General features: G+C 63.1%; 18 protein-coding genes. 14 read left to right on the forward strand and 4 right to left on the reverse strand.

The window, feature by feature from the left end; translation table 11 throughout:
• The first annotated feature begins 63 nt into the window (after positions 1 to 63).
• Positions 64 to 927: a LysR family transcriptional regulator gene (locus AC1Q80_RS22625; RefSeq protein ID WP_492361916.1), complete on the forward strand. Its 864-nt coding sequence runs from the start codon at positions 64 to 66 to the stop codon at positions 925 to 927.
• A gap of 68 nt (positions 928 to 995) precedes the next feature.
• On the opposite strand, the gene AC1Q80_RS22630 is transcribed toward AC1Q80_RS22625, so the two are convergent.
• Both AC1Q80_RS22630 and AC1Q80_RS22635 read right to left on the reverse strand, forming a co-directional pair.
• Positions 996 to 1,118, reverse strand: coding sequence for a hypothetical protein (locus tag AC1Q80_RS22630; protein WP_268833724.1), 123 nt, complete (start codon positions 1,116 to 1,118; stop codon positions 996 to 998).
• 716 nt (positions 1,119 to 1,834) lie between these two features.
• Complete coding sequence (locus AC1Q80_RS22635; RefSeq protein ID WP_492361917.1) at positions 1,835 to 3,004, reverse strand: methyltransferase; 1,170 nt, start codon at positions 3,002 to 3,004, stop codon at positions 1,835 to 1,837.
• A gap of 396 nt (positions 3,005 to 3,400) precedes the next feature.
• Between AC1Q80_RS22635 and bcsN the strand changes: the two genes are divergently transcribed.
• The 13 genes from bcsN (at position 3,401) to AC1Q80_RS22700 (ending at position 20,285) form a co-directional block, all read left to right on the forward strand.
• Complete coding sequence (gene bcsN / locus AC1Q80_RS22640; protein ID WP_492361918.1) at positions 3,401 to 4,285, forward strand: cellulose biosynthesis protein BcsN; 885 nt, start codon at positions 3,401 to 3,403, stop codon at positions 4,283 to 4,285.
• Positions 4,286 to 4,397: 112 nt separating this feature from the next.
• A complete protein-coding gene (gene bcsA, locus AC1Q80_RS22645) occupies positions 4,398 to 6,575 on the forward strand; it encodes a UDP-forming cellulose synthase catalytic subunit (RefSeq protein ID WP_077502468.1) in 2,178 nt (725 codons plus the stop codon).
• Positions 6,572 to 8,917, forward strand: a complete 2,346-nt coding sequence (locus AC1Q80_RS22650) for a cellulose biosynthesis cyclic di-GMP-binding regulatory protein BcsB (RefSeq protein ID WP_492361919.1) — start codon at positions 6,572 to 6,574, stop codon at positions 8,915 to 8,917. Before bcsA ends, AC1Q80_RS22650 begins: the two co-directional genes overlap by 4 nt.
• 2 nt (positions 8,918 to 8,919) lie before the next feature.
• A complete protein-coding gene (locus AC1Q80_RS22655) occupies positions 8,920 to 9,969 on the forward strand; it encodes a family 8 glycosyl hydrolase (RefSeq protein WP_492361944.1) in 1,050 nt (349 codons plus the stop codon).
• Complete coding sequence (locus tag AC1Q80_RS22660) at positions 9,966 to 12,179, forward strand: tetratricopeptide repeat protein (RefSeq protein ID WP_492361920.1); 2,214 nt, start codon at positions 9,966 to 9,968, stop codon at positions 12,177 to 12,179. The genes AC1Q80_RS22655 and AC1Q80_RS22660 overlap by 4 nt, the downstream gene beginning before the upstream one ends.
• Positions 12,180 to 12,463: 284 nt before the next feature.
• Positions 12,464 to 13,627 (forward strand): isovaleryl-CoA dehydrogenase, encoded by a 1,164-nt coding sequence (locus tag AC1Q80_RS22665; protein WP_492361921.1) that lies wholly within the window; start codon positions 12,464 to 12,466, stop codon positions 13,625 to 13,627.
• A gap of 53 nt (positions 13,628 to 13,680) precedes the next feature.
• Complete coding sequence (locus AC1Q80_RS22670; RefSeq protein ID WP_492361922.1) at positions 13,681 to 15,288, forward strand: carboxyl transferase domain-containing protein; 1,608 nt, start codon at positions 13,681 to 13,683, stop codon at positions 15,286 to 15,288.
• A 9-nt stretch (positions 15,289 to 15,297) separates the two neighbouring features.
• Positions 15,298 to 15,681, forward strand: a complete 384-nt coding sequence (locus tag AC1Q80_RS22675) for a RidA family protein (RefSeq protein WP_077502463.1) — start codon at positions 15,298 to 15,300, stop codon at positions 15,679 to 15,681.
• Between the two features lie 16 nt (positions 15,682 to 15,697).
• Positions 15,698 to 17,686 (forward strand): acetyl/propionyl/methylcrotonyl-CoA carboxylase subunit alpha, encoded by a 1,989-nt coding sequence (locus tag AC1Q80_RS22680; protein ID WP_492361945.1) that lies wholly within the window; start codon positions 15,698 to 15,700, stop codon positions 17,684 to 17,686.
• The gene (locus tag AC1Q80_RS22685; protein WP_492361923.1) at positions 17,683 to 18,552 is read left to right on the forward strand and encodes a hydroxymethylglutaryl-CoA lyase; all 870 of its coding nucleotides are present in this window, start codon (positions 17,683 to 17,685) and stop codon (positions 18,550 to 18,552) included. Before AC1Q80_RS22680 ends, AC1Q80_RS22685 begins: the two co-directional genes overlap by 4 nt.
• Complete coding sequence (locus AC1Q80_RS22690) at positions 18,549 to 19,346, forward strand: crotonase/enoyl-CoA hydratase family protein (RefSeq protein WP_492361924.1); 798 nt, start codon at positions 18,549 to 18,551, stop codon at positions 19,344 to 19,346. The genes AC1Q80_RS22685 and AC1Q80_RS22690 overlap by 4 nt, the downstream gene beginning before the upstream one ends.
• Positions 19,347 to 19,407: 61 nt before the next feature.
• A complete protein-coding gene (locus AC1Q80_RS22695; RefSeq protein ID WP_492361925.1) occupies positions 19,408 to 19,779 on the forward strand; it encodes an antitoxin Xre/MbcA/ParS toxin-binding domain-containing protein in 372 nt (123 codons plus the stop codon).
• Positions 19,779 to 20,285: an RES family NAD+ phosphorylase gene (locus AC1Q80_RS22700; protein WP_492361926.1), complete on the forward strand. Its 507-nt coding sequence runs from the start codon at positions 19,779 to 19,781 to the stop codon at positions 20,283 to 20,285. Before AC1Q80_RS22695 ends, AC1Q80_RS22700 begins: the two co-directional genes overlap by 1 nt.
• Positions 20,286 to 20,301: 16 nt before the next feature.
• On the opposite strand, the gene AC1Q80_RS22705 is transcribed toward AC1Q80_RS22700, so the two are convergent.
• Together AC1Q80_RS22705 and AC1Q80_RS22710 are read right to left on the reverse strand one after the other, a co-directional pair.
• Positions 20,302 to 21,666, reverse strand: coding sequence for an FAD-binding oxidoreductase (locus AC1Q80_RS22705; protein ID WP_492361927.1), 1,365 nt, complete (start codon positions 21,664 to 21,666; stop codon positions 20,302 to 20,304).
• A gap of 92 nt (positions 21,667 to 21,758) precedes the next feature.
• Positions 21,759 to 22,812 (reverse strand): sulfate/molybdate ABC transporter ATP-binding protein (locus AC1Q80_RS22710; protein WP_492361928.1); only part of this gene is annotated, 1,054 nt, incomplete at its 5' end.

The raw sequence follows: 22,812 nt of genomic DNA on the forward strand, positions 1-22,812 counted from the left end.
CCGCCCGGATAAGTCGATAAAAAGCGATATGATCTGACCTGTATTGGTGATAGATAATCACCAATGAAACGCTCGGATATTCCCTCTCTTGACGACCTGCGCGCCTTCGAAGTCGTGGCGAGGCTGGGCTCGGTGCGCGCGGCCGCCATAGAGCTGAACCTCACCCACGGCGCCGTCAGTCGCCGTGTGTCCAAGCTTGCCGGTGACATCGGTCTTGAGCTTCTCGAACCTCACGGCCGAGGTTTGCGCCTGACCGCAGATGGCGAGAAGCTGGCCCAGGCAACGACCAGGGCGTTGGCCGTCGTTTCCACGACCCTTGATGAACTGCGCAGTGCAGCGTCGGCGCAGCCGGTTCTGGTCTCCTGCGAACGATCGCTGGCGATGCGCTGGTTGATCCCGCGGTTGGCCGAGTTTCAGGACCGGTATCCGGACGTCGATCTGCACCTCGCTGTCGGAGGCGGAGCATTCGACTTCACCCGTGACCGCGTGACCCTGGCCATCCGGCGGCTGGATTTTGCCATCGACTCGCGGTGCGCGATCACGACCCTGGCGAGGGAGGAAATGGGGCCCGTAATGCAGGCAGGCATGGTCGAGCGGTTTTGGGCCGGTGATTATGTCGCATTGGCGTCAAAGACGAGGCCCGATGCCTGGGATAACTGGGAGCGGGCAAACCCGGGCGCACCGAAGCCGCGCGCCACGCGCCACATGGATCATCATTTCCTCATGGCTGAAGCCGCTGCCGCTGGCCTCGGTGTGGCCATGTGCCCAAGGATCATCGCTTTGGACGATATCCGCAACGAGCGGCTGGTCGCCCCGATGGGGTTCACGCCCGACGGCTCCGAATATGGTCTCATCCAATCGGCGTTGAAACCCGAGACGCCGCATGCATCGCTGTTCAAGACCTGGCTGCAGACGCAGGTCGCATAAGCAAAGCACCTGCTTGCGCTCACGGACTCGCGGCCAACGCTGGAGCGTGCTTCTGAACGGACCGCGATCTAAAGAATGCGGCCGAACAGGGAGCCATAGGCGATGATGGCGATCGCAAGCGTGAATCCGGCGCCCACGAAAATGGGGCTGAAATCGTAATCCTGGAAACGGGCAGGAAGTAGGCTTCTCATGACGAGCTCCAATTTCACTCTGCTTGCGACGGCAGTCAGCCATGGCTGACAGCACGCTGCGATGACGAGACGGTCTCAAAGGAACCCGCTGGCAGAGGCTTTGGCTCGTTCAAGAATTCGATCAGGCAGATCGAATCTATCTCCAACCTAATCTCGATCCGGCTCGTTCTCCTGCGAAGAAGGCCGAAAAATTCTTTGGCTGGAAAGTTTTTCTATTCTGCGCGCCGGTTTTTGAGAAGTAAATGCGCAGATAAGATAAATCTCTCTTGGTGAGAACATTTAACGGTTAATCACGAAGCCGGCGTGAAGTATTAACAAGCCGTAGCCGTATGGGGACGACATATTTCCTGTGACCGAACTTGTTCTCTATTTGATCGAGCAGCGGTTTCCGTTGGTGTTCGGAGGTGGTCGCAGCAGAACTGCCTCGCATCCAACGACGAAAGCGCCAGCGGGTGCCAGGACGGGCAGGAATTCTTCCAATGGGCCGTGACGCTTTCCGGTGCTTTCGTCGCTGCGCCAGATGGTCTATCCGGCACCCTGTATGAACCGTGATAGGCAGCAGGTGGGTGCCGAGGCGTGATTGCAACACCTGCTCATGCGTTCTCGATGTGCCGTGGGAACGCGGGTGGTCGGACGTGGCGGTATCCCAGCCAGACCGGCCCTGGCGTTGTCGTGTTCGTGCCGGCCAAATCCTGTCGGACGATGACGGCGACCGGTCAAAGCAGGGCGGCTGCCGGCACGTTTTGCAGCTTGTTGAAAATTGCGGTCGTCACCGAGCCACCCAACGGCCGGTGGTCGTCATCCAAGGTATTGAGCACTGCCGTGGAAGGGCCGGCGGGTGCCTTGCCGGGATCGGCACCCATCAAGGACCTCACCAATGATGCGCCAAACCGAGGCCCGAGAGATGTCGCCCAGGTGTCGTAAGCAGAGGCTGTCTCTGCATGTCGTGCCACGCCGTTTCTTTCGGCAATAAGCAGGCCGCGCCGAATGTGAAGCAATCGCCCGTATTGGCGCGGCAGCACGAAGGGGGCGATCCATCTGCGAACCTTGAACTTGAGGCCTCTTTCGACGCGCCATAACTCGATGAAGAGGCTTTGAAAGTCCTTTTGGTTTTCTCCAAGCCACGCGCGCAGGTTCGTGGCGAAGCTCGCCCTGCTCCATTCCTTCACGCACACGTTCATGTGAAGCATGCCGCCGCTCTTGAGGTGCTTGCTCAGCGCGCTGAAGAACCGGATCAAGATCTGCTCCCCGGACTCCAGCGCGTTGCGCGGCAGCAGTTCCATGCCGACGGGCGCGTTGAAAACGATCCGATCGAAGGTCGCTCCCTCCACGGCCGAGAAGAGATCGGACTCCAGGACTTCGACATTGTCGACACCGTTCAGCGCCATGTTGAAGCGTGCGAGCATGAGCGCCCGCGGGTTCATGTCCAGCGCCACGACCCTCCTGCAATAGGTAGACATCGCCAGGGCGATGACGCCGCAGCCACATCCCATGTCCAGACCACTTTCGGCGGGTTCCCTCACGAGCAGATTGGAGAGGGTTGGCCCCTCCCACATCGGATCGACGTAGGCGTTTCGCTCTTCCGTCTTGCGCACCACGCGCATGGACTGGCGCAGGTCCGAAAAGACGAGGTGTGGGCCGATAAGTTGCGCCTGGAATCGTGGGCGTAAAAGGTCGTCTGTCTGTTCGGCAACGCCGAAGCGCAGGAGGTCATCGACCGCCGCCGGTTCAAGGTCGCGCTCGATCGCCCGGCGAGACTGCGGATCTCCATTCAGAAACGCTCTCAATGGGCTTTTCTCGTCTGCGAGCGCGGTCTTCAAGGCTTGACCCAGGTGCGCAATCGCGACGCGATCCTCTGGTTTCGATGTGACAGCAGGCAGCCCCATTTTGTCCCTCTTCCACTCGACTGGTGCAGACGGGAAAGTCTAAGTGGCGGCTTCATCGTCCGTCGATCTGCAAAAATGGCGTACATGAAGGAGCAAAGGGAGTAGCGATACCTCTGGTGGCCTGTTTTCGATCGAGGCGCCGCTGGCGGTACGACGACCATTGACCGGATGTGCAATGGCGATCCGGCTCCGCCGCTTGCGATAGCGTCCGGCATCAGGTCTGTCTCTCGGGGCGAACGTCGAAATGTTATCCCCTATCCTTCACGGGTTTGCGAATTTGCCTGAATCAACTAATGCTCCGGTATGGCAGGACGATTTTTCAGCAAGCGATTCGGCGCACGGAGCGAACGTTCCGCACCCGCTGTCTGGCTGCGAGGCACGGTCGCGTTTGCGGCTGTGTTCGCTGCAGGCGCCCTGGTTTCCGGCTGCTCGACACATAACGATGTCGGCACGCCGACGAATGCGGTCATTGTTCCGGCAGAAAATGCGCTGATCCTGCCGCCGCCGGGTGGGCCGGCGGTTCTCAACGTGGTCGAGCGTCGAAAGACCAACGCGATCGAGCAGGATATTTACCTTTTCACCTCGGCTTCGACGCCTGGACAGAATGTCCTGCGCGCGCAGTTCTTCGGTCCGATGGAGGCCCGGTTCGACCAGCAGAAGACGAGCGGCTACGTCGCGGTCAGAAGCTCCGAGATGATGCGGCAGGCACGGCGTGCGCTCCCCGGCGTGGCGCTGGCGCAGTCGTCGGATTTTCTACAGAACAACTACGGGCCGTTCGGTTATGCCTATGGCCGTGGCCGTGGCGATGACGCCTGCATTTTCGCCTGGCAGCAGATCCGTGGCGCAGAGAACCATCGCTCGCCGCTCAGGGGCTACGGCACCATTCAAATCCGCTTTCGCTATTGCGCTGCTGGTGCGAGCGAGAACGAGCTTCTGGCGCCCGTCTACGGATACACGATTACCGGGACGTTCGGCGATCCCGCCTGGAATCCTTACGGCGCGCCGCCGCCGCTGGAGGCGGGCATTGGCAGGGTTGGAAACCCGATCTACCGCAAGGAACCGGCGCCCGCCGACATTCGACCGGTAAGCGTGATGACGGCACCCGCGCCGGTCAGGCGTGCGGTCCGCGTTGAGCAACCCGTGCGTCAGCAGCCAGTTGCCGTGCCGGCGACGGCGAATTCTGTCCCGTTACCTGAGCCAGGTGGAGTGGCAAAGGCTGGAGCGACTGTCATTGTTCCCCCGCCCGCTTGCGATGCGCCGGCGGGAGGCAATTGCCCTTAATCAGCTCCTAACCATCATTTGGTATGGGCTGGTATCGGGCTTGGAAAAGCCCAGGTGAAATCAGGTCAAGCGATACCAGTGGCATGATGCCGAATGCTGGAAGGCAGAATGAATGAGCAAGATCGGTCCCGTTGCGGCATGGGCGTTTTTCTCCCTTTGCGTCATTGCAGTCATCACGTTGCCGGTCAATCTTCAGACCCAGCTGATCGTGAGCGTTTTGGTCGTCACATTCATGGCGATCCTGAAGCTCATCAAGGCCGAAGGTCGCTGGCGCCTGATCGCGCTCGCCTTCGGTACGGCCATCGTGCTTCGATATGTGTATTGGCGCACCACCAGCACGCTGCCTCCGCTGAACCAGCTTGAGAACTTCATCCCAGGCTTCCTGCTCTATCTCGCCGAAATGTACAGCGTCATGATGCTGTCGCTGAGCTTGTTCGTCGTCGCGATGCCGCTGCCGCCGCGCAAGGCAAAGGCCGTCTCGCCTGGCGCGTTTCCGAAGGTCGACGTCTTCGTGCCGTCCTACAACGAGGATGCGGGGCTGCTGGCCAATACGCTTGCCGCGGCCAAGGGCATGGACTACCCGGCCGACAAGCTGACGGTCTGGCTGCTCGATGATGGCGGCACGCAGCAAAAGCGCTACTCGATGAATCTGGTTGAGGCGCAGCGTGCCTCTGCCCGGCATGTCGAGCTGCAGGCGCTCTGCGACGATCTTGGCGTGCGCTATTTGACCCGAGAGCGCAACGAACACGCCAAGGCCGGCAACCTCAACAACGGCATGCTGCATTCGGACGGCGAACTGATCGCGGTCTTTGACGCCGACCACGCGCCAGCGCGCGATTTCCTCCTGGAAACGGTCGGCTATTTCGAGAGCGACCCGAAGCTTTTCCTGGTGCAGACACCGCACTTCTTCCTCAACCCCGATCCGCTTGAGCGCAACCTGCGGACCTTCGAGAAGATGCCGAGCGAGAACGAGATGTTCTACGGCATCATCCAGCGCGGCCTCGACAAGTGGAACGCGGCCTTCTTCTGTGGTTCGGCAGCGGTGCTTCGACGCAAGGCGCTTGAGGATACCGAAGGCTTCAGCGGCATGAGCATCACCGAGGACTGTGAAACGGCACTTGCGCTGCATGGCCGAGGCTGGAACAGCATCTACGTCGACCGGCCATTGATTGCCGGACTGCAGCCGGCAACCTTTGCCAGCTTCATCGGCCAGCGCAGCCGCTGGGCCCAGGGCATGATGCAGATCCTTCTGTTCCGGTTTCCGCTGTTCAAGCGCGGACTATCGATCCCGCAGCGGCTTTGCTACATGTCATCGACGCTGTTCTGGCTCTTTCCGGTGTCGCGCACGATCTTTCTGTTCGCACCGCTTTTCTACCTGTTTTTCGATCTGGAGATCTTCACCGCATCCGGCGGCGAGTTCCTCGCCTATACGCTCGCCTATATGATGGTGAACCTGATGATGCAGAACTATCTCTACGGTGCCTTCCGCTGGCCGTGGATATCGGAGCTGTACGAATATGCCCAGACCGTGCATCTGTTGCCGGCCGTCATCTCGGTGCTGATGCGCCCGAGCAGGCCGACGTTCAAGGTGACCGCCAAGGACGAGTCGATCCAGGAAAGCCGGCTGTCGGAAATCAGCCGACCGTTCTTCGTCATCTTTGCCGTGCTTTTCGTCGCGCTTCTGATGACGGTCTACCGGGTCTACACCGAACCCTACAAGGCCGACGTCACCCTGGTCGTGGGAGGGTGGAACCTCCTCAACCTGATCATGGCAGGCTGCGCGCTCGGCGTCGTTTCTGAGCGTGGGGAAAAGGCGGCCTCACGGCGCGTTAAGGTCAGCCGGCGCTGCGAATTCGGCGTCGCGGACCAATGGTACCCGGCGACCATCGAAGACGTATCGGCCAACGGCGCCCGCGTTCAGGTCTATGGCGTCGATGCGGCGACGCTTCCCGTCGACACGGACGGTCTCATCCGCTTCGAGCCTTATAGCGGCGACGGCACCTCCGAGACCTTGCCGGTTGCGGTCAAGAACAAGGAAATCGCCGGCGACATCACCACGCTCGGTTGCCGTTACCTGCCGGAGGTGGCGCGCCACCACAGCCTGGTGGCGGATCTGATCTTTGCGAACTCCCAGCAATGGAGCGAATTCCAGAAGGCGCGGCGCGGAAATCCTGGTCTGGTCGGCGGCACGGTCTGGTTCCTGTGGCTGGCTCTCTACCAGATGAGCCGCGGCCTGATCTATTTCGCCCGCAGCCTGCGTTCGTCCGACCAAGCGGAGGCGACGCGATGAACCGGACGCTTGCCGCCCTTCTTGTGGTGCTTCTTGCCGCGACCACGCAAACCTTTGCTCAATCGAACCCGTTCGACATGTCGAGCGAACGTCCGGCGGCCGAACCGCCGGTCGAAATGCCAAGGCAAGAGGAGGGCGGGGGCCAGAAGGCAAGCGAGCCAGACGCCGGCGCGGACACACTCGGTGGCGGCGAGCGCGACGATTTCAGGCGGTTTATTGTGCCCTTCGACGCGCTGTCGCTCAGCGGCGAGGTCGATGAACGCACCTGGTCGATGTATTTGACGCCGGCCCAGGCGCAATCGCCCGCAACGCTGAATTTCGGTTATCAGAATGCGATCGTGATTGCACCGGAGGTCTCGTCCCTTTCGGTTTTCGTCAATGGAGAGCTGGTTGGCGAAGGGCCGATCAAGGCGTCGGATACCCCCGAGGAACGTCGCTACGAGCTGCGTGCCGGTTTGCTGCGCCCCGGTTCCAATGACATCCGGTTCCGGGTTCAACAACGCCACCGCACCGACTGCACGATCGAATCCACCTATGAACTGTGGACCGAAATTGCGCCTGACACGGCTTTCATCAGCTTTGCCGATGCCGAGAGCGCCGTCTTTACGAGCGTTGACGACATCCGTGCCGTTGGCGTCGACGGCAAAGGCCGCACGCAGTTCAATCTCGTCGTTCCGGGAATGGCGCAGCCGAGCCGCGCTGCCGATTTGATGCGTCTTGCCCAGGGCTTGGCGCTGCGCGGTCACATGCCGGCGCAGAGGGTCATTCTCAGCCAGGACCTGCCGGAGTTGGGAAAGCCCGGCGAATTGACCGTGGTTGTCGGTACCGTCGACGAGGTGTCACCGCTTATTGCCGCGCTGCCCGATGGGGCCGCCGGCGGATCGGTCGCCGCTTTTGTGCGCGACGACAAGACAAATGCACCGGTTCTGGTTCTGAGCGGTCCTGACTGGTCGGCCGTGCGGGCCGCCATCGAGGCTGTCGCCGAACCGATGGATCGACCGAGCGATGTTCCCCGCGACGTCATCAATACGGAGCGCTGGCTCTTGCCCGAAACGCCGGTGGTCGCGGGCAACACGCGCCTGCGTTTCTCGGAACTGGGTGTTTCGACAAGCGAATTTACCGGGCGCCGTTTCCGGTCGAGGTTTTCGGTGGCTGTGCCGTCGGACTTCTACGCGGACGCCTATGGCGAGGCGACGATCCTGCTGGACGCCGCCTATACCGAGACGGTTCGCCCAGGCAGCCGGATTGACATCTACGTCAACGGCAACATCGCGTCGACCGTACCGTTCGATTCGGCGACCGGCGGCATTCTGCGCCATCTGCCGATCAACGTGACGATGCGCCATTTCCGGCCCGGACCGAACCTGATCGAGCTCGAGGCCGTGCTCTTGACGGATCAGGACAAGGTTTGCGCGCCGGGGGCACCGGCGTCGACGGATTCGCGTTTTGCACTGTTCGATACGTCCGAGCTCCATATGCCCAACTTTGCCCGGATCGGTCTTCGGCCCAATCTCGCGGCGTTGTCCGGCGCGGCGGCACCCTATCGCAACAGTGCCGGAACGATCCCGCTCTTCATCGACCGGGCGGACGCCGACACACTGTCGGCCGCAGCGACATTCCTTGCACGGCTTGCGGTTGCCGGCGGACGGCCGATTGCCGTGGAGATGATCGCTTCACCGTTGGCCGCGGGCACGCGCAACGCACTCTTCGTTGGTACGTTGCCTGAATTGCCGAAGACGGTACTCACCCAGGTCGGCATCGATCCCGGCCGCCAGATGTCCTGGGGCAGTGCACAGGCCACCGGTCGCGGCGAGGATACGCAGAAGGCGATCGATGAATGGCAGACGCGCCTGAGCGGTGGCGCCTGGCGCACCCAGATGACGGCGCTTCAGAACTGGGTGAAGCAGGAGTTCGACATCTCCCTGAGTTCGCTGCGTATCCTGCCACAGGAACAGGCCGAGTTCGCGCCGCCGGAAACGGCAACGTTGCTTGTCGCCCAAGGGGCAAATCCGACGGATGACGCCACATGGACATTGGTCGCGGCACCGACCGCCAAGCTTTTGAACGACGGCGTGTCAGCCATTTCCGACATCCGTCAATGGCAACGGATCGCCGGACACATCGCGACCTACGAGCCGGCCAGTAGCGCCATCAACGTGGTGCCGGTGACCAATTTCACGTTTGTGCAGACAAGGCCGGCATCGATCGGCAACTACCGTCTGATCATTGCCAACTGGCTTTCGAGCAACATCCTCTTTTATGCCGTGGCGCTGGTTGTGTTGTCGGTGCTGCTCGGGCTTGCCACGTCGTCCATGCTCAGCCGGCTCGGGCGCCGGCCATGAGCTTGCGCGCGGTTCTCGTCCTCGCCCTTGCTCTTGTCGCTGCTCTACCGCAGGCGCCCGCGATAGCCCAGGGACGGAGCGGAACCGTGAGTGCTGAGGATTGGCAGACGTACAAGGCCAAGTTCGTCGACGCCGGCGGGCGCATCATTGACGACGGCAACGGCGGCATCAGCCATAGCGAGGGTCAAGGCTACGGCCTGTTGCTGGCGGTGCTCGCGGACAACGCTGCCGATTTCGAGCTGATCTGGTCCTTCACGCTACGTGAACTGCTCCTGCGCGACGACGGACTTGCAGCCTGGAAATGGAGCCCGGCTGAAAAACCCCATGTCATCGACGTCAACAATGCGACCGATGGCGATATCCTGATCGCCTATGCGCTGACACTGGCCGGCGAACAATGGAAACGGGAGGACTATCTCGCGGCGGCGGCCAAGATCGCCCAGGCAATCCTCGACAGGGCCGTGATCGACTATGGCGGCCGGACGTTGTTGCTGCCGGGCGTTGCCGGGTTTTCTGCCACCGATCGAAACGATGGCCCTGTCATAAACCCTTCCTATTGGATCTTCGAGGCTTTCCCCGTCCTCAACCGTGTGGCACCTTCGCCGAAATGGGAATCCCTGCGAGTCGATGGTGAGAGCATGCTCGACGCATTGCAGCTCGGGCCGCGCAAGATGCCGGCCGATTGGGTCAGTGCCAGGACGCGCCTCAAGGCGGCCGAGGGCTTTCCGGCGGAGTTCGGTTACAACGCCCTGCGCATCCCCCTCTATCTCGTTCGCGCAGGCAATGGTGATACCGAACTGCTTTCAAGATTGCGGCAGGGCATGCTTGGCAGCAATGGCGATTTGCTCATCAGTGACGTCGCGACGGGGGCCGTCCGGTCGGCCTTGACGGACCCCGGTTATCAATTTGTTAACCATATTCTGGCCTGTGTCTTGGAGCGGGTACCGTTGCCCGACAGCGTCAAGGTGTTCAGCCCGACGCAATACTATCCTTCGACACTGCACCTTCTCGGGTTGTCTTATGCGAAGGAGAAGCGTCCGGAGTGTCTATGAAGTCCTCAACCGTTGTCATCGCCGGCATTATGCTCACGGCGGCCGGGATTGCCGGATTTGCCGACGACGGGCTTCTGCGCAAGAATTTGAGCGGCGTCGCCGGTACGCCGATCAACGGCGAGCAGGGAAGCGGGCCTCCCGGCGAGGCGTCGTTCGGCATAGTTGACAAGGCATCGAGACAGGCCGCACCCGAGTTTCGCCAGGTCGCGCAGAACACGCAGCCTGCCGCCGAGGCAACGCGGCCGCAGGCAACGGCGCCGGTGGTCGACGAATCGGCGCTGCGCTATTTCGCAAGCAAGGGCGATACGGCCCGGCTGCAGGCCGAGATATCGCGGCTGAGGGCGCTCTATCCCGATTGGACGCCTCCCGAGGATCCCCTGGCCGTTCCGCGCAACAAGGATACCCAGCTCGAAACGATGTGGCAGCTCTATTCGGAGGGGCGCTACGCGGAAGTTCGAAAAGCGATCGCCGAGCGCCAGGCAGCCGAGGCCGCCTGGAAGCCGCCGGCAGATCTGCTCGAGCGGCTGAATGTTGCCGAAGCCCGAGCGCGGTTGGTGAATGCCTCCGATCTCAAGCAGTACGAGACGGTCATCGAAGTGGCGGCGAGTACGCCGAGCCTGCTGACGTGTTCTGAAGTGGACGTGCTCTGGCGGGTGGCTGATGCGTTCGCGCAGACCAAGCGGCCGGATCGCGCTCGAGATGCCTATCTCTATGTGCTGAAGAATTGCGACAGTGCCCCGGAACGGCTGGCGACCGTGCAGAAGGCGGTATCCGGACTGCCCTATGACATTGCCCAGGAACTGCTGGCCTTTGAACGCACGGCGCCCGGCGGCGGCGGCGAGTTCGAGAGCATTGGCGACGATCTGGCCCGACGCTTCGTCGCCGAAGGCGATGGGGATGGCAAGCTGGCCGTCGACCCGAAATACATCCTGCGCCTCGAACGCCTGGTAGAAACCGATGGCTTGGCGAGCGATGCCCTTCTTCTGGGCTGGTACCAGCTGCGCCGCGACAACATGAGCGCGGCCGAGCAATGGTTCCGGCGCGCCCATGACAAAGAGGATTCCGCATCTGCCTCGCAAGGATTGGCGCTGACGTTGATCGCGCGCAAGGCGCATGAGGACGCCGAGAAGGTGCTGTATCCCTGGCGCGACGCGTCGGAGGATGCCAAGGCCACCTATTTTGCCGCGACGGCAAACCTGCTGGCGATCGAGCCGCCCGTGGCGCTCAGCGAGGAAGTGCTGAGCCGCATCGCGCAGGAGACGACAAAGGGGCGTGATCCGGCCACCGCGCAGCAGTTCGGCTGGTATGCCCGTGCCATGGAACAGCCGGCGACGGCTGCACAATGGTTCACAACGGCCCTACGCTGGAAGCCGGATGATGAGCCTTCGGCCTATGGTCTGGCGCTGAGCCGCAACCAACTCGGTGATGCCGCCGGCGTCGCGGAAATCCAGAGGCTTTGGGCGGGACGCTCCGAGCGCATTGCGCGCCTGGGCGAGACCGAGGAGGAACGGCGCGACGCCATTGCCCGGCAACAACAGCCGCTGGCGCGCGAGCAGGCACCCATATCCGGTGGGCAACAAAGGGCACCTGCGGTCGTGACGCAGGCAGCGCCGCGAACGGCGACGCGCTATGTGGTCGAGCAGCCTGTTGCGGTTGCGCGGCAAACGCAAACGACTGGCAGGAACGCAACGGGATGCCGGACGACCATTAACCCGGCGCGGCTTTCACCGCAGGCGGCGCTGACGCGCGGCTGGTGCCTGATGGACCTCAATCGTCCGCTGGAAGCGGCCGAAGCCTTCGCGGTCGCCTTGCAGGCACCGGCATCGCAGATGCGCGAAGATGCCGCCTATGGCCAAAGCCTTGCCTATCTGCGGGCCGGGCTGACCAATAGGGCTGCGGTGGCCGCGACGCAATCGACCCAGAGCCGTCGCCGTGCCGACGAATTGCAGAGCGCCATTCTCTCCGACAGGGCGATTGCCGCTTTCGATGCGAAACGGTATCGCGAGGCGCTGATTTTCCTCGATCAGCTTGGGCAGATCTCGACGCAGCGGTCGGACCTGATGGTGCTGCGCGGTTACGCCTATCTCAATCTCAAGCGCTACGCCGAAGCCCGGCGCATCTTCGAGGCTGTCGCTGCGACTGGCAACCGGGACGCGCAGCGCGGCCTTGCCGACGTCGGCAAGGCGCAGGAAATCTGGCCGAACAAGTAAACGCTTAGCAAGCGATTCCATCGCAACGCGAACGCTGCGGCGAGCCAGATTGACCGAAACCGCTTCGCGCAGCGGATGCATCGCCAAACGCTCTTAAACTTTGCAGATCGTGCTTTGCGGATTTCCTCTTTGGAAGGAAATTAGCAAGGCGCGGTGCTATCGTCGCTCGACTTCGCGGCGTTGAGCATCATTGCAATCGCCGCGTGGCGCGTAGAGGATGGAGCGCAGACGACCCGGTTGGCGGTGAGGAGATCGCCGACAGGGCCGAGGGGAGGAGACGAGAGATGTTTCAGGGCGGATTGAGCTTCGCGCTCGGCGAGGACATTGACGCATTGCGCGACAGCGTGCGCCGTTTTGCGGCCGAGCGTATCGCGCCGCTGGCGGACGAGACCGATCGCAGCAATGCTTTCCCGACACCGCTCTGGCGGGAAATGGGCGATCTCGGCCTGCTCGGCATCACCGCAGACGAGGCCTATGGCGGTGCGGGCATGGGCTATGTCGCCCATTGCGTCGCCATGGAAGAAATCAGCCGTGCATCCGCTTCCGTGGGCTTGAGCTACGGCGCCCATTCCAATCTCTGCGTCAACCAGATCAGCCGCAACGGCAACGAGGCGCAGAAGGCGCGCTACCTGCCGAAGCTGATTTCTGGCGAGCACGTCGGCGCGCTCGCCATGTCCGAGCCGGGTGCCGGCTCCGACGTCGTGTCCATGACGCTGCGGGCAGAGAAGCGCGGCGACGCTTATGTCCTCAACGGCGGCAAGATGTGGATCACCAACGGGCCGGATGCAGATGTGCTGGTGGTCTACGCCAAGACGGACCCCAGTGCAGGCCCGCGCGGCATTTCCGCCTTTCTCGTCGAAAAGGGTTTCGTCGGGTTTTCCACCGGCCAGAAGCTCGACAAGCTCGGCATGCGCGGCTCCAACACCTGCGAGCTGATTTTTCGCGATTGCGAGGTGCCGGCGGAAAACATCCTTGGCAACGAGGGCGGCGGCGTCCGCGTGCTGATGTCCGGCCTTGATTATGAGCGTGTGGTCCTGTCCGCCGGACCGCTCGGCATCATGTCGGCTTGCCTTGACGTCGTCGTCCCCTATCTCCACGAGCGCAAGCAGTTCGGTCAGGCGATCGGCGAGTTCCAGCTGATGCAGGGCAAGCTTGCCGACATGTACGTCACGGCGAACGCAGCGCGCGCTTATGTCTACGCGGTGGCCGCGGCCTGCGATCGCGGCGAGACCACCCGCAAGGACGCGGCCGGCTGCATTCTCTACGCTGCCGAGAAGGCAACGGCGCTGGCGCTGGAGGCAATCCAGGCGCTCGGCGGCAATGGCTATACCAACGACTATCCGGCGGGGCGGCTGCTGCGTGACGCCAAGCTCTATGAGATCGGCGCCGGAACCAGTGAAATCCGCCGCATGCTGATCGGTCGCGAACTGTTCAACGAGACCAGATAGTCGCCCGAACGAGCCGCCGAAGCTGCAATCCGCCTTGATCGAATGAGGACTTCATGACTGTTCTGAAATCCCACATCTCGCCCTCATCCGACGTGTTCAGGGCCAATCAGGCGGCGATGGCGGAGGCGATCGCGACCGTGGAGGATGCCGTCAAGATGGCGGTCGGCGGTGGCGGCGACACGGCGCGCGAGCGCCATGTCAGCCGTGGCAAGCTTCTGCCGCGTGACCGGGTCGCCGCGCTGATCGATCCGGCAACGCCCTTCCTCGAGATCGGCTCGACCGCTGCCCACGGCATGTACAACGGCGATGCGCCGGCAGCAGGCCTGATCACCGGCATCGGCCGGGTGTCCGGCCGTGAATGCATGATCGTCTGCAACGACCCGACCGTCAAAGGCGGGACCTACTATCCGATGACGGTCAAGAAGCATCTGCGCGCACAGGAGATCGCTGCCGAGAACCAGCTGCCATGCATCTATCTGGTCGATTCCGGCGGTGCCAACCTGCCGAACCAGGATGAGGTCTTTCCGGATCGGGATCACTTCGGCCGGATCTTCTACAACCAGGCCAATATGTCCGCTGCCGGCATTCCGCAGATCGCCGTGGTCATGGGGTCATGCACGGCGGGCGGCGCCTACGTGCCCGCCATGTCGGACGAAACGATCATCGTCGAGGGCCAGGGCACGATCTTCCTGGCCGGCCCGCCGCTGGTGCGGGCGGCGACCGGCGAAGTGGTCTCGGCCGAGGATCTTGGCGGCGCCGACGTGCACACCCGCTTGTCCGGCGTTGCCGACCATATGGCGCGTGATGATGCCCATGCGCTGGCACTTGCGCGCCGGGCAGTTGCAGCACTTAACCGCCACAAACCGGCGTCGGTGGAGCTGCAGAGCCCGGAGCCGCCGCTCTACGATCCGCAGGAAATTGCCGGTATTGTCCCGGCCGATCTGCGCACGCCCTACGATATCCGCGAAGTCATCGCCCGTCTTGTCGATGGCTCCCGCTTCGACGAGTTCAAGGCGCGCTACGGCACCACGCTCGTCTGCGGTTTCGCCCATGTTCACGGCGTTCCTGTCGGCATCATCGCCAACAACGGCGTGCTGTTTTCCGAATCCGCCCTGAAGGGCGCGCATTTCGTCGAGCTCTGCGCCCAGCGCAAGATCCCGCTCGTCTTCCTGCAGAACATCACCGGCTTCATGGTCGGGCGCAAATACGAGACCGAAGGCATTGCCAAGCACGGCGCCAAGCTGGTGACCGCCGTGGCGACGGCGCAGGTGCCGAAGATCACCATGCTTGTCGGCGGCTCGTTCGGTGCGGGCAACTACGGCATGTGCGGTCGGGCCTTCTCGCCGCGGTTCCTGTGGACCTGGCCGAACAGCCGGATTTCGGTGATGGGCGGCGAACAGGCGGCAGGCGTGCTGTCGACGGTGCGCGGCGAGGCGCTGAAGCGGGCGGGAACGCCCTGGAACGAAGAGGAGGAGGCCAAGTTCCGACAACCGGTTCTTGATCTCTTCGAGCGCCAGAGCCATCCGCTCTATGCCTCCGCCCGGCTCTGGGACGACGGCGTCGTCGACCCGCGCAAGAGCCGTGACGTGCTGGCACTATCGCTTTCGGCGGCGCTCAATGCACCAATCGAAGAAACGCGTTTCGGCCTGTTCAGAATGTAGGAGATCGCGATGAAGCGCGAAAACGTCAACGCCAAGAATGCGCCGCAACCGCGCGGCGGCTACTCGCAGGCCGTGCGGCTTGAGAATTTCGAGCGGCTGGTCTTCGTCAGCGGTCAGGTGCCGCTCAATTCGGACGACGAACTGCCCGACAGCTTCGAGGCGCAGGCCCGGCAGGTCTGGTTGAACATCGATGCCCAGTTGAAGGCCGCTGGCATGAGCAAGGCCGATATCGTCAAGGTCACGGCATTTCTCGCCGACCGCAACCACACCATGGCCAACCGTGCGGCCCGGGCGGAATATCTGGGTCCGCTTGCGCCGGCGATGACAGTGGTGATTGCCGGCATCTTCGACGCCGGCTGGTTGCTCGAAGTCGAAGTGATAGCGGCGCAATAGGGCGGGCCATATGCCGATGTTTTCAAAGCTTCTGATTGCCAACCGCGGTGAAATCGCCTGCCGTGTTATCCGCACCGCCAGACGTCTGGGCGTCCGAACCGTTGCTGTTTACTCCGACGCCGACGTCGATGCCTTGCATGTGACGTTGGCCGACGAGGCGATCCGCATCGGACCGGCGGCGGCATCCGAAAGCTATCTCTCGATCGAGCGCATTATTGCTGCGGCGAGAAGCGTCGATGCCGATGCCATTCACCCGGGTTACGGCTTCCTGTCGGAAAACGCCAAGTTTGCCGAGGCTGTCGAAGCGGCGGGCATGACCTTCGTCGGTCCGTCTCCGGCCGCCATTCGCGCCATGGGGCTGAAGGATGCGGCCAAGGCGCTGATGGAACAGGCTGGTGTGCCCGTCGTGCCCGGTTACCACGGCGATGAACAGGACCCGTCCTACCTGGCGGACCGGGCGGCCGAGGTCGGCTTTCCTGTGTTGATCAAGGCGCGCGCCGGCGGTGGCGGCAAGGGGATGCGCAAGGTCGAGCAACCGCATGAATTTGTCGCGGCCCTGGAAGCAGCGCGCCGCGAAGCCGAAGCCGCCTTCGGCGACGGCGCGGTGCTGATCGAGAAATACCTGACCAAGCCCAGGCATATCGAAGTCCAGGTCTTCGGCGATCGCCACGGCAACATCCTGCACCTGTTCGAACGCGACTGCTCGCTGCAGCGCCGCCATCAAAAGGTGATCGAAGAGGCGCCGGCCCCTGGCATGACGGCAGAAGTGCGCCGCGCCATGGGCGAGGCGGCGGTCAAAGCGGCGCGGGCGATCGGCTATGTCGGTGCCGGCACGGTGGAATTCATCGCCGATGTCACCAACGGGCTCTGGCCGGACCAGTTCTACTTCATGGAGATGAACACCCGGCTGCAGGTCGAACATCCCGTCACCGAGGCGATCACCGGCATTGACCTCGTCGAATGGCAGTTGCGCGCCGCCGTCGGCGAGGCCTTGCCCAAGCGGCAGAACGAAATCGCCATCGATGGCTGGGCGTTCGAGGCGCGGATTTATGCCGAAGACCCGTCGCGCGGATTTCTGCCGGCGACCGGTCGGCTTGCCATGCTCGATTTTCCTGTCGACGGCGTCCGGGTTGATGCCGGCGTCCGGCAGGGCGACGTCATCGCCCCCTATTACGATCCGTTGATCGCCAAGCTGATCGTGCATGGTCCAAGCCGCTCTTCAGCACTTGCCCGACTGGAGAGTGCGCTCAAGGCCTGCCGCATCGGCGGCACCATCACCAACCTCGATTTCCTCGCCCGGCTCGCCGCCGAGCCCGAGTTTCGTGCCGGGCGGCCGGACACCGGGCTGATCGACCGGTCGATCGAGCAATTGACCACGCCGGTCGTCGCGGGAGATGAGGCACTGGCGTTGGCCGCCATCGCCGCCACCGGCGTGCTGCGACCGATGAAATCCGACGATCCCTGGTCGTCACTCGGCCACTGGCAGATCTGGGGAGATGCGCACAGAAGCGTCGCCGTCGAGCATGCCGGCGGACGATCGGTCGTCACGCTTGCAGCCCGCGGGCGCGATCAGTTCGCGGTCCGGGCTGGTGAAAGCACCTTTCCTGTGCTCGTACTCGATCGGTTCGACGATGGTGCCCGGGTGGAGATCTCAGGCGAGCAGCGCGTCTTCCGCTTTCTGCGCGAAGGGGAGACAATCACGCTTTTTGTTGGAGGCGAGACATTCGTTCTTCGCCTTCCCGATCCACTTGCCGAAGCTCATGCGGGCGAGGCGGCCGCGGACGAGATTGCGGCGCCAATGCCCGGTATCGTCAAACTCATCCATATCAGCGCCGGCGACCCGGTGACGAAAGGCCAGCCGCTGGTGGTGATGGAGGCGATGAAGATGGAGCTGACGCTGGCGGCATCACGCGATGGCATCATCGAGAATGTGCTGATCTCGTCTGGCGAACAGGTGAGTGCCGGGGCGATCCTCGTGGTGTTGAAGGCGGAGAGCGGCGAATGAGCGTGGCGGCGCCCGAGCATGTGACGCTTGTCGAAATGGCGCCGCGCGATGGCCTCCAGAACGAAAAGCGGCTTGTCGATACGACCGACAAGATCCGCCTTGTCGATCTCCTGTCGGCCTGCGGCTATCAACGCATCGAGGTGACGAGCTTCGTCAGCCCGAAATGGGTGCGGCAGATGGCGGATGCGGCGGCTGTCATGGCCGGAATCCGGCGTCGGCCGGGCACGCGCTACACTGTGCTGACGCCGAACATGCAGGGCTTTGAAGCGGCCCTTGCGGCCAAGGCCGACGAAGTGGCGATCTTTGCCTCTGCGTCGGAGACCTTCTCGCAGAAGAACATCAATTGCTCGATTGCTGAAAGCATCGAGCGTTTTCGCCCCGTTGCCGAAGCCTGCCGCGCCAACGGAGTGCCGTTGCGAGGCTATGTCAGCTGCGTCGTCGAGTGCCCCTACGAAGGCGCGATTGCCCCGGAGAGTGCTGCTCAAGTCGCCGCCGCCCTGTTGGCGCTCGGTTGCTACGAGATCAGCCTCGGCGATACGATCGGACGCGGCACGCCGGAGGCGGTGGACACGATGCTGGCAACCGTGCTGGCGCAAGTGCCGGCCGGACAACTGGCGGGCCATTTTCACGACACGTCCGGACGTGCACTCGACAATATCGGCGTCGCGCTCGAGCGTGGCTTGCGCGTCTTCGACGCCTCGGCCGGCGGCCTCGGCGGATGCCCCTACGCGCCGGGTGCGGCCGGCAATATTGACACGCTGGCAGTCAACGCCTTTGTCCTCGGCCGCGGATTTTCGACGGGGCTGGATGCGGCAAAGCTTGAAGAGGCTGCCGCCTTCGCCAGATCGTTGAGGAGTTCTGCATGATGTTCGAAACGATCCGATACGCCGTCGATGCGAAAGGTGTCGCCCGGCTGACATTGGCGCAGCCGCAAAAGCACAATGCCCTTTCCGCCGTCATGATCAGTGAACTGACCGAGGCGGCGGTACGATTGTCAGCCGATGCAGCAGTGCGCGTCGTGGTGTTGGATGCCGAGGGGCGCAGCTTCTGCGCCGGCGGTGATCTCGCCTGGATGCGCGAGCAGTTCGAGGCGGATCGGTCGACCCGTATCGCCGAGGCAACGCGGCTGGCACTGATGTTCAAGGCATTGAACGAGATCGCCAAGCCGGTGATCGCGCGCGTGCACGGCAATGCCTTTGGCGGCGGCGTCGGCCTCATGAGCGTCTGCGATGCCGTCATCGCGTCTGCCGATGCGCGCTTCGGGCTGACGGAAACCCGGCTGGGCCTCATTCCAGCGACCATCAGCCCCTATGTTGTTGCCCGCATCGGCGAGGGCAGGGCGCGGCCTTTGTTCATGTCCGCGCGCCTGTTCGGCGCCGAAGAGGCAAGGGAGGCGGGGCTGGTGACGTCGATTGCCGCGCCCGATGCGCTGAATGCAGCCATCGAAGCGGAAATCGAGCCCTATCTTCAGACGGCGCCCGCCGCGACGGGACGGGCGAAGCGGCTTGCTCGCTCGCTCGGGCAGCCGATCACCGAGGCGACCATCGCCGCCACGATCGAGCAGCTTGCCGACTGCTGGGAAAGCGCAGAGGCGCGCGAAGGCGTTGCCGCCTTCTTCGAGCGGCGCGACCCCTCCTGGCGACAACCGTCTCTTCCTTGATTTGGGCGGATTTTGAGCTTATTTTGATCCAGTAGTGATCAGAATGAGATTGTATTGTGCCATGTCAGCGGTCGGTTTCAACATCTCTGCTTCGCATTTCGGCGAAAGCCAGTCGTCCTTTCTGTCAGCGCGGCTGGTCGCGGACCGTCTTGGCGTAACACTTGCCGAATTGGCGAAGCTGATCGGCGTCGCGCGAAACACGCTGACGGCGAAGTCGAGCGCCCGCAAGGTCGATTCAGCGCTCAGCAATGTCGTGCGAATCCTGGCGATGGCTGCGGAAATGGCCGGTGAAGAGAGCCGGGCGGTCATCTGGTTCAAGCACCAGCCAATCCCGGGATGGGCGGGCAAGACCGCCTATGATCTTGTGGGAGAAGGCAATGCCGACAAGGTTCTCGCCTATCTCGAAGCCGTTCGGTCGGGTGTCTACGCCTGATGTCGACGGAGGAGCCGGTGCGCCTCTGGCGTGCCTATGTGCCGCGCTGGGCGCATGCGCCGTTTTCGGGCGATGGTGCGGCGCGCTTCGGTGGCCGCTGGAACCCGGTCGGGCTGCCGACGATCTATGCAGCGCGCGAACTGTCGACCGCCTGGGCGGAATATAACCAGGGCTTTGTCCAGCATCCGGCGCTCATCGCTCAGCTGGAACTCCGGCATGCGCGGCTTGCGGACACGATGGCGGCGGATGTACTCGCCGATCTCGGCGTGACCGAGGCTATTCATCGTGAGGAATGGCGCGACGCGCTCGATCGCGGCGTCGTGCCTGCGACGCATCGCCTACAGGCGGATCTGGCCGCACGCGGCTTCGATGGCCTGATCTACCCCTCCTTCATGTCCCCGGGCGGTAGCTGCGTCGCACTCTGGCGGTGGAATGCAGGCGGGGCGGAGCTGACGGTAGTCGATCCGGAAAATCGCTTGCCGAAGACTCCTGCTTCGTGGCTGTGATGCAGGCAAGCCCGTTTCAAATCACCTTGCCGGGGTTGAGGATGCCTTTCGGGTCGAGCGCGTTCTTGATCCGGCGCATTACCTCGAGTTCAGCAGCACTGCGCGAATGGCCGAGGAACTCCCGCTTCAAGGTGCCGATGCCGTGTTCGGCGGAGATCGAGCCGCGATAACGACGGACGATGTCGTAGACGATGCCATCGACCGTATGCTGGGTGTGCTCGTCGCTTTCAGGCGTTGAAAAGGCGATGTGCAGGTTGCTGTCGGCGACATGACCGAAGAAGGAGATGTGCGCCTGCGGAAAGCGAGCGGCGAGCGCCGTGCCGCATTCCGCCGCGAAACGGCCGATTTCGCCGATGGGCAGGCTGACATCGAGATTGATCAGTCCCGGCAGCAGGCGGTCCATCGCGTGCCCTTCGCGCACCTGCCAGAACAGCCGGCTTTCTTTCTCCGACTGCGCGATGAGAGCGTTGGCAATGACATCGTCTTCAAGGGCGGCGCCGAGGAAATTCTCGAAATCCTCGCTTTCTTCGTCACGGCCCTGGACATCCTGCTCGACGATCACCGCAAAGGCGGGGGGCGTCTCGAAGAAGCGCTGTCCTTCCGCCTCGCAATTGAAGCGGAAGTATCCGTCCCACATGGCTTCGAATGCCGAGAGGCCCGGCAGCCCTCTTTGCGCCCGCGCCAGGAAGGCGACGACCTGATCATAACTGTCGAGCGCACAAAGCGCCGTCAGGCGGCCTGCAGGGCGCGGCTTCAATCGCAGGACGGCGCGGGTGATGACGCCGAGTGTGCCTTCCGAGCCGATGAAATACTGGCGCAGATCGTAGCCGGTGTTGTTCTTGATCATCTTGCTGAGCGAGGAAAGGATCGTACCGTCGGCAAGCACAGCTTCCAGGCCAAGCACGTTGTCGCGGGTGACGCCGTGCGCGATGACGCGGATGCCGCCCGCATTGGTGGCGAGATTGCCGCCGATCTGGCAGGAGCCGCGCGCGCCGAGATCGATCGGTAGCAGGAAGCCTGCATCGTCGGCGGCGCGTTGGGCGACTTCGAGCGGCGTGCCGGCAAGGACGGTCATGGTTGCGGAAAGCGGATCGATTTCCTCGATGCCCACGAGGCGCTCGAGCGAGAGGGAAATGGCGTCATTATCCGGGTTGGCGCCGCCGGCAAGGCCGGTCAGGCCGCCTTGCACGACGACCGCCTGGCCGTAGGCGTCGCAGATGCGAAGCACGGTTGAGACCTCGTGCGTGTTTGCGGGGCGAATGACGGCCTTGGGCAGGGTGCGGCCGGTGAGGCTGGCGTCGCTGCGATAACGCTCACCGATCTCGGTGCCCGTCAGCACGGCATCGCCGAGTGCCTGTTTCAAATCGTCAATGACGGACATGCGCCTGGTCTCCCGCTTTTCTCACCGCATAGCACGCTGTAGCGCATCTCGTGAGAAACGGGAATTGGGTGGACCGGGCGGCGGAAAACCCGTCAGGTTCCGGTGCGTGCCAGTTCGAACGGCTGTGCCTGCGTTTCCGCTTCGACATCGGTGCTGGTGACCTCGGCGCCCGCCTTGTCGTCCCTGAAGAGTTTCCACTTTGTCGGCCGGAATGCGACCCTTGCGCGGTCCTGTGTTGTTGTGCGTTCGGGCGGCAGTTCGATTTCGGCATGCGGGTGGTTGCGGCCGAGGTCGAGTTCGAGATGGCGAGTGCCGGCAACACGGCGGCTGGCGGTGACGAGGCCAGCAAGACAGCCGCCGCAGCCATCGATCAGCTCGATGTCATGCGGGCGGAAGTAGAGCGTGGCCGCACCATCGGGCTCGGTCGGGGCTCTGAGGCCGATCGGCCGGTCCTCAAACCAGATCTCACCGTTTTGAAGCGTGACGGACAGCGCGTTCGACTGGCCGATGAAGCCGAAGACGAACGGCGAGACCGGATGGTCGTAGATCTCGTCGGGGGTGCCGACCTGTTCGATTGCGCCCTTGCTCATCACCACGACCCGGTCGGCGAGTTCCAGCGCCTCTTCCTGGTCATGGGTGACGAAGATGGTGGTGTGGCCGGTGCGGTCGTGGATCTCGCGCAGCCAGCGCCGGAGTTCTTTTCTGACCTGCGCATCGAGCGCGCCAAACGGTTCGTCGAGCAGAAGCACATTGGGTTCGACCGCCATGGCGCGGGCGAGCGCCACGCGCTGGCGCTGGCCGCCCGACAGCTGCGCCGGATAGCGCTTCTCAAGGCCGGAGAGTTGGACGAGATCGAGCAGGTCGAGGGCTCGGCTGCGGATCTCGGCCGCCGGCGGCCGGCGATTGGATGGCCGCACCTTGAGGCCGAAGGAGACATTGTCGAGCACCGTCATATGCCGGAACAGGGCATAGTGCTGGAAGACGAAGCCGATGTTGCGCTGCTGCACGGTCTTTTGCGAGGCATCGTCGTCGCCGAAGAAGATCGTGCCGTCGGTCGGGCTTTCAAGACCGGCCACCAGCCTGAGCAGCGTCGTCTTGCCCGAGCCGGAGGGACCGAGCAGCGCGATCAGCTCGCCCGAGCGGATA

The organism is Ensifer sp. GW823-FHT05D09, assembly GCF_058795755.1.

Bases quoted from the DNA above. Each gene is read 5' to 3' on its own strand.
- AC1Q80_RS22625 (WP_492361916.1), top strand. From the start codon at position 64: ATGAAACGCTCGGATATTCCCTCTCTTGACGACCTGCGCGCCTTCGAA.
- AC1Q80_RS22630 (WP_268833724.1), bottom strand. From the start codon at position 1,118: ATGAGAAGCCTACTTCCTGCCCGTTTCCAGGATTACGATTTCAGCCCC.
- AC1Q80_RS22635 (WP_492361917.1), bottom strand. From the start codon at position 3,004: ATGGGGCTGCCTGCTGTCACATCGAAACCAGAGGATCGCGTCGCGATT.
- bcsA (WP_077502468.1), top strand. From the start codon at position 4,398: ATGAGCAAGATCGGTCCCGTTGCGGCATGGGCGTTTTTCTCCCTTTGC.
- AC1Q80_RS22650 (WP_492361919.1), top strand. From the start codon at position 6,572: ATGAACCGGACGCTTGCCGCCCTTCTTGTGGTGCTTCTTGCCGCGACC.
- AC1Q80_RS22660 (WP_492361920.1), top strand. From the start codon at position 9,966: ATGAAGTCCTCAACCGTTGTCATCGCCGGCATTATGCTCACGGCGGCC.
- AC1Q80_RS22665 (WP_492361921.1), top strand. From the start codon at position 12,464: ATGTTTCAGGGCGGATTGAGCTTCGCGCTCGGCGAGGACATTGACGCA.
- AC1Q80_RS22670 (WP_492361922.1), top strand. From the start codon at position 13,681: ATGACTGTTCTGAAATCCCACATCTCGCCCTCATCCGACGTGTTCAGG.
- AC1Q80_RS22675 (WP_077502463.1), top strand. From the start codon at position 15,298: ATGAAGCGCGAAAACGTCAACGCCAAGAATGCGCCGCAACCGCGCGGC.
- AC1Q80_RS22680 (WP_492361945.1), top strand. From the start codon at position 15,698: ATGTTTTCAAAGCTTCTGATTGCCAACCGCGGTGAAATCGCCTGCCGT.
- AC1Q80_RS22685 (WP_492361923.1), top strand. From the start codon at position 17,683: ATGAGCGTGGCGGCGCCCGAGCATGTGACGCTTGTCGAAATGGCGCCG.
- AC1Q80_RS22690 (WP_492361924.1), top strand. From the start codon at position 18,549: ATGATGTTCGAAACGATCCGATACGCCGTCGATGCGAAAGGTGTCGCC.
- AC1Q80_RS22695 (WP_492361925.1), top strand. From the start codon at position 19,408: ATGTCAGCGGTCGGTTTCAACATCTCTGCTTCGCATTTCGGCGAAAGC.
- AC1Q80_RS22700 (WP_492361926.1), top strand. From the start codon at position 19,779: ATGTCGACGGAGGAGCCGGTGCGCCTCTGGCGTGCCTATGTGCCGCGC.
- AC1Q80_RS22705 (WP_492361927.1), bottom strand. From the start codon at position 21,666: ATGTCCGTCATTGACGATTTGAAACAGGCACTCGGCGATGCCGTGCTG.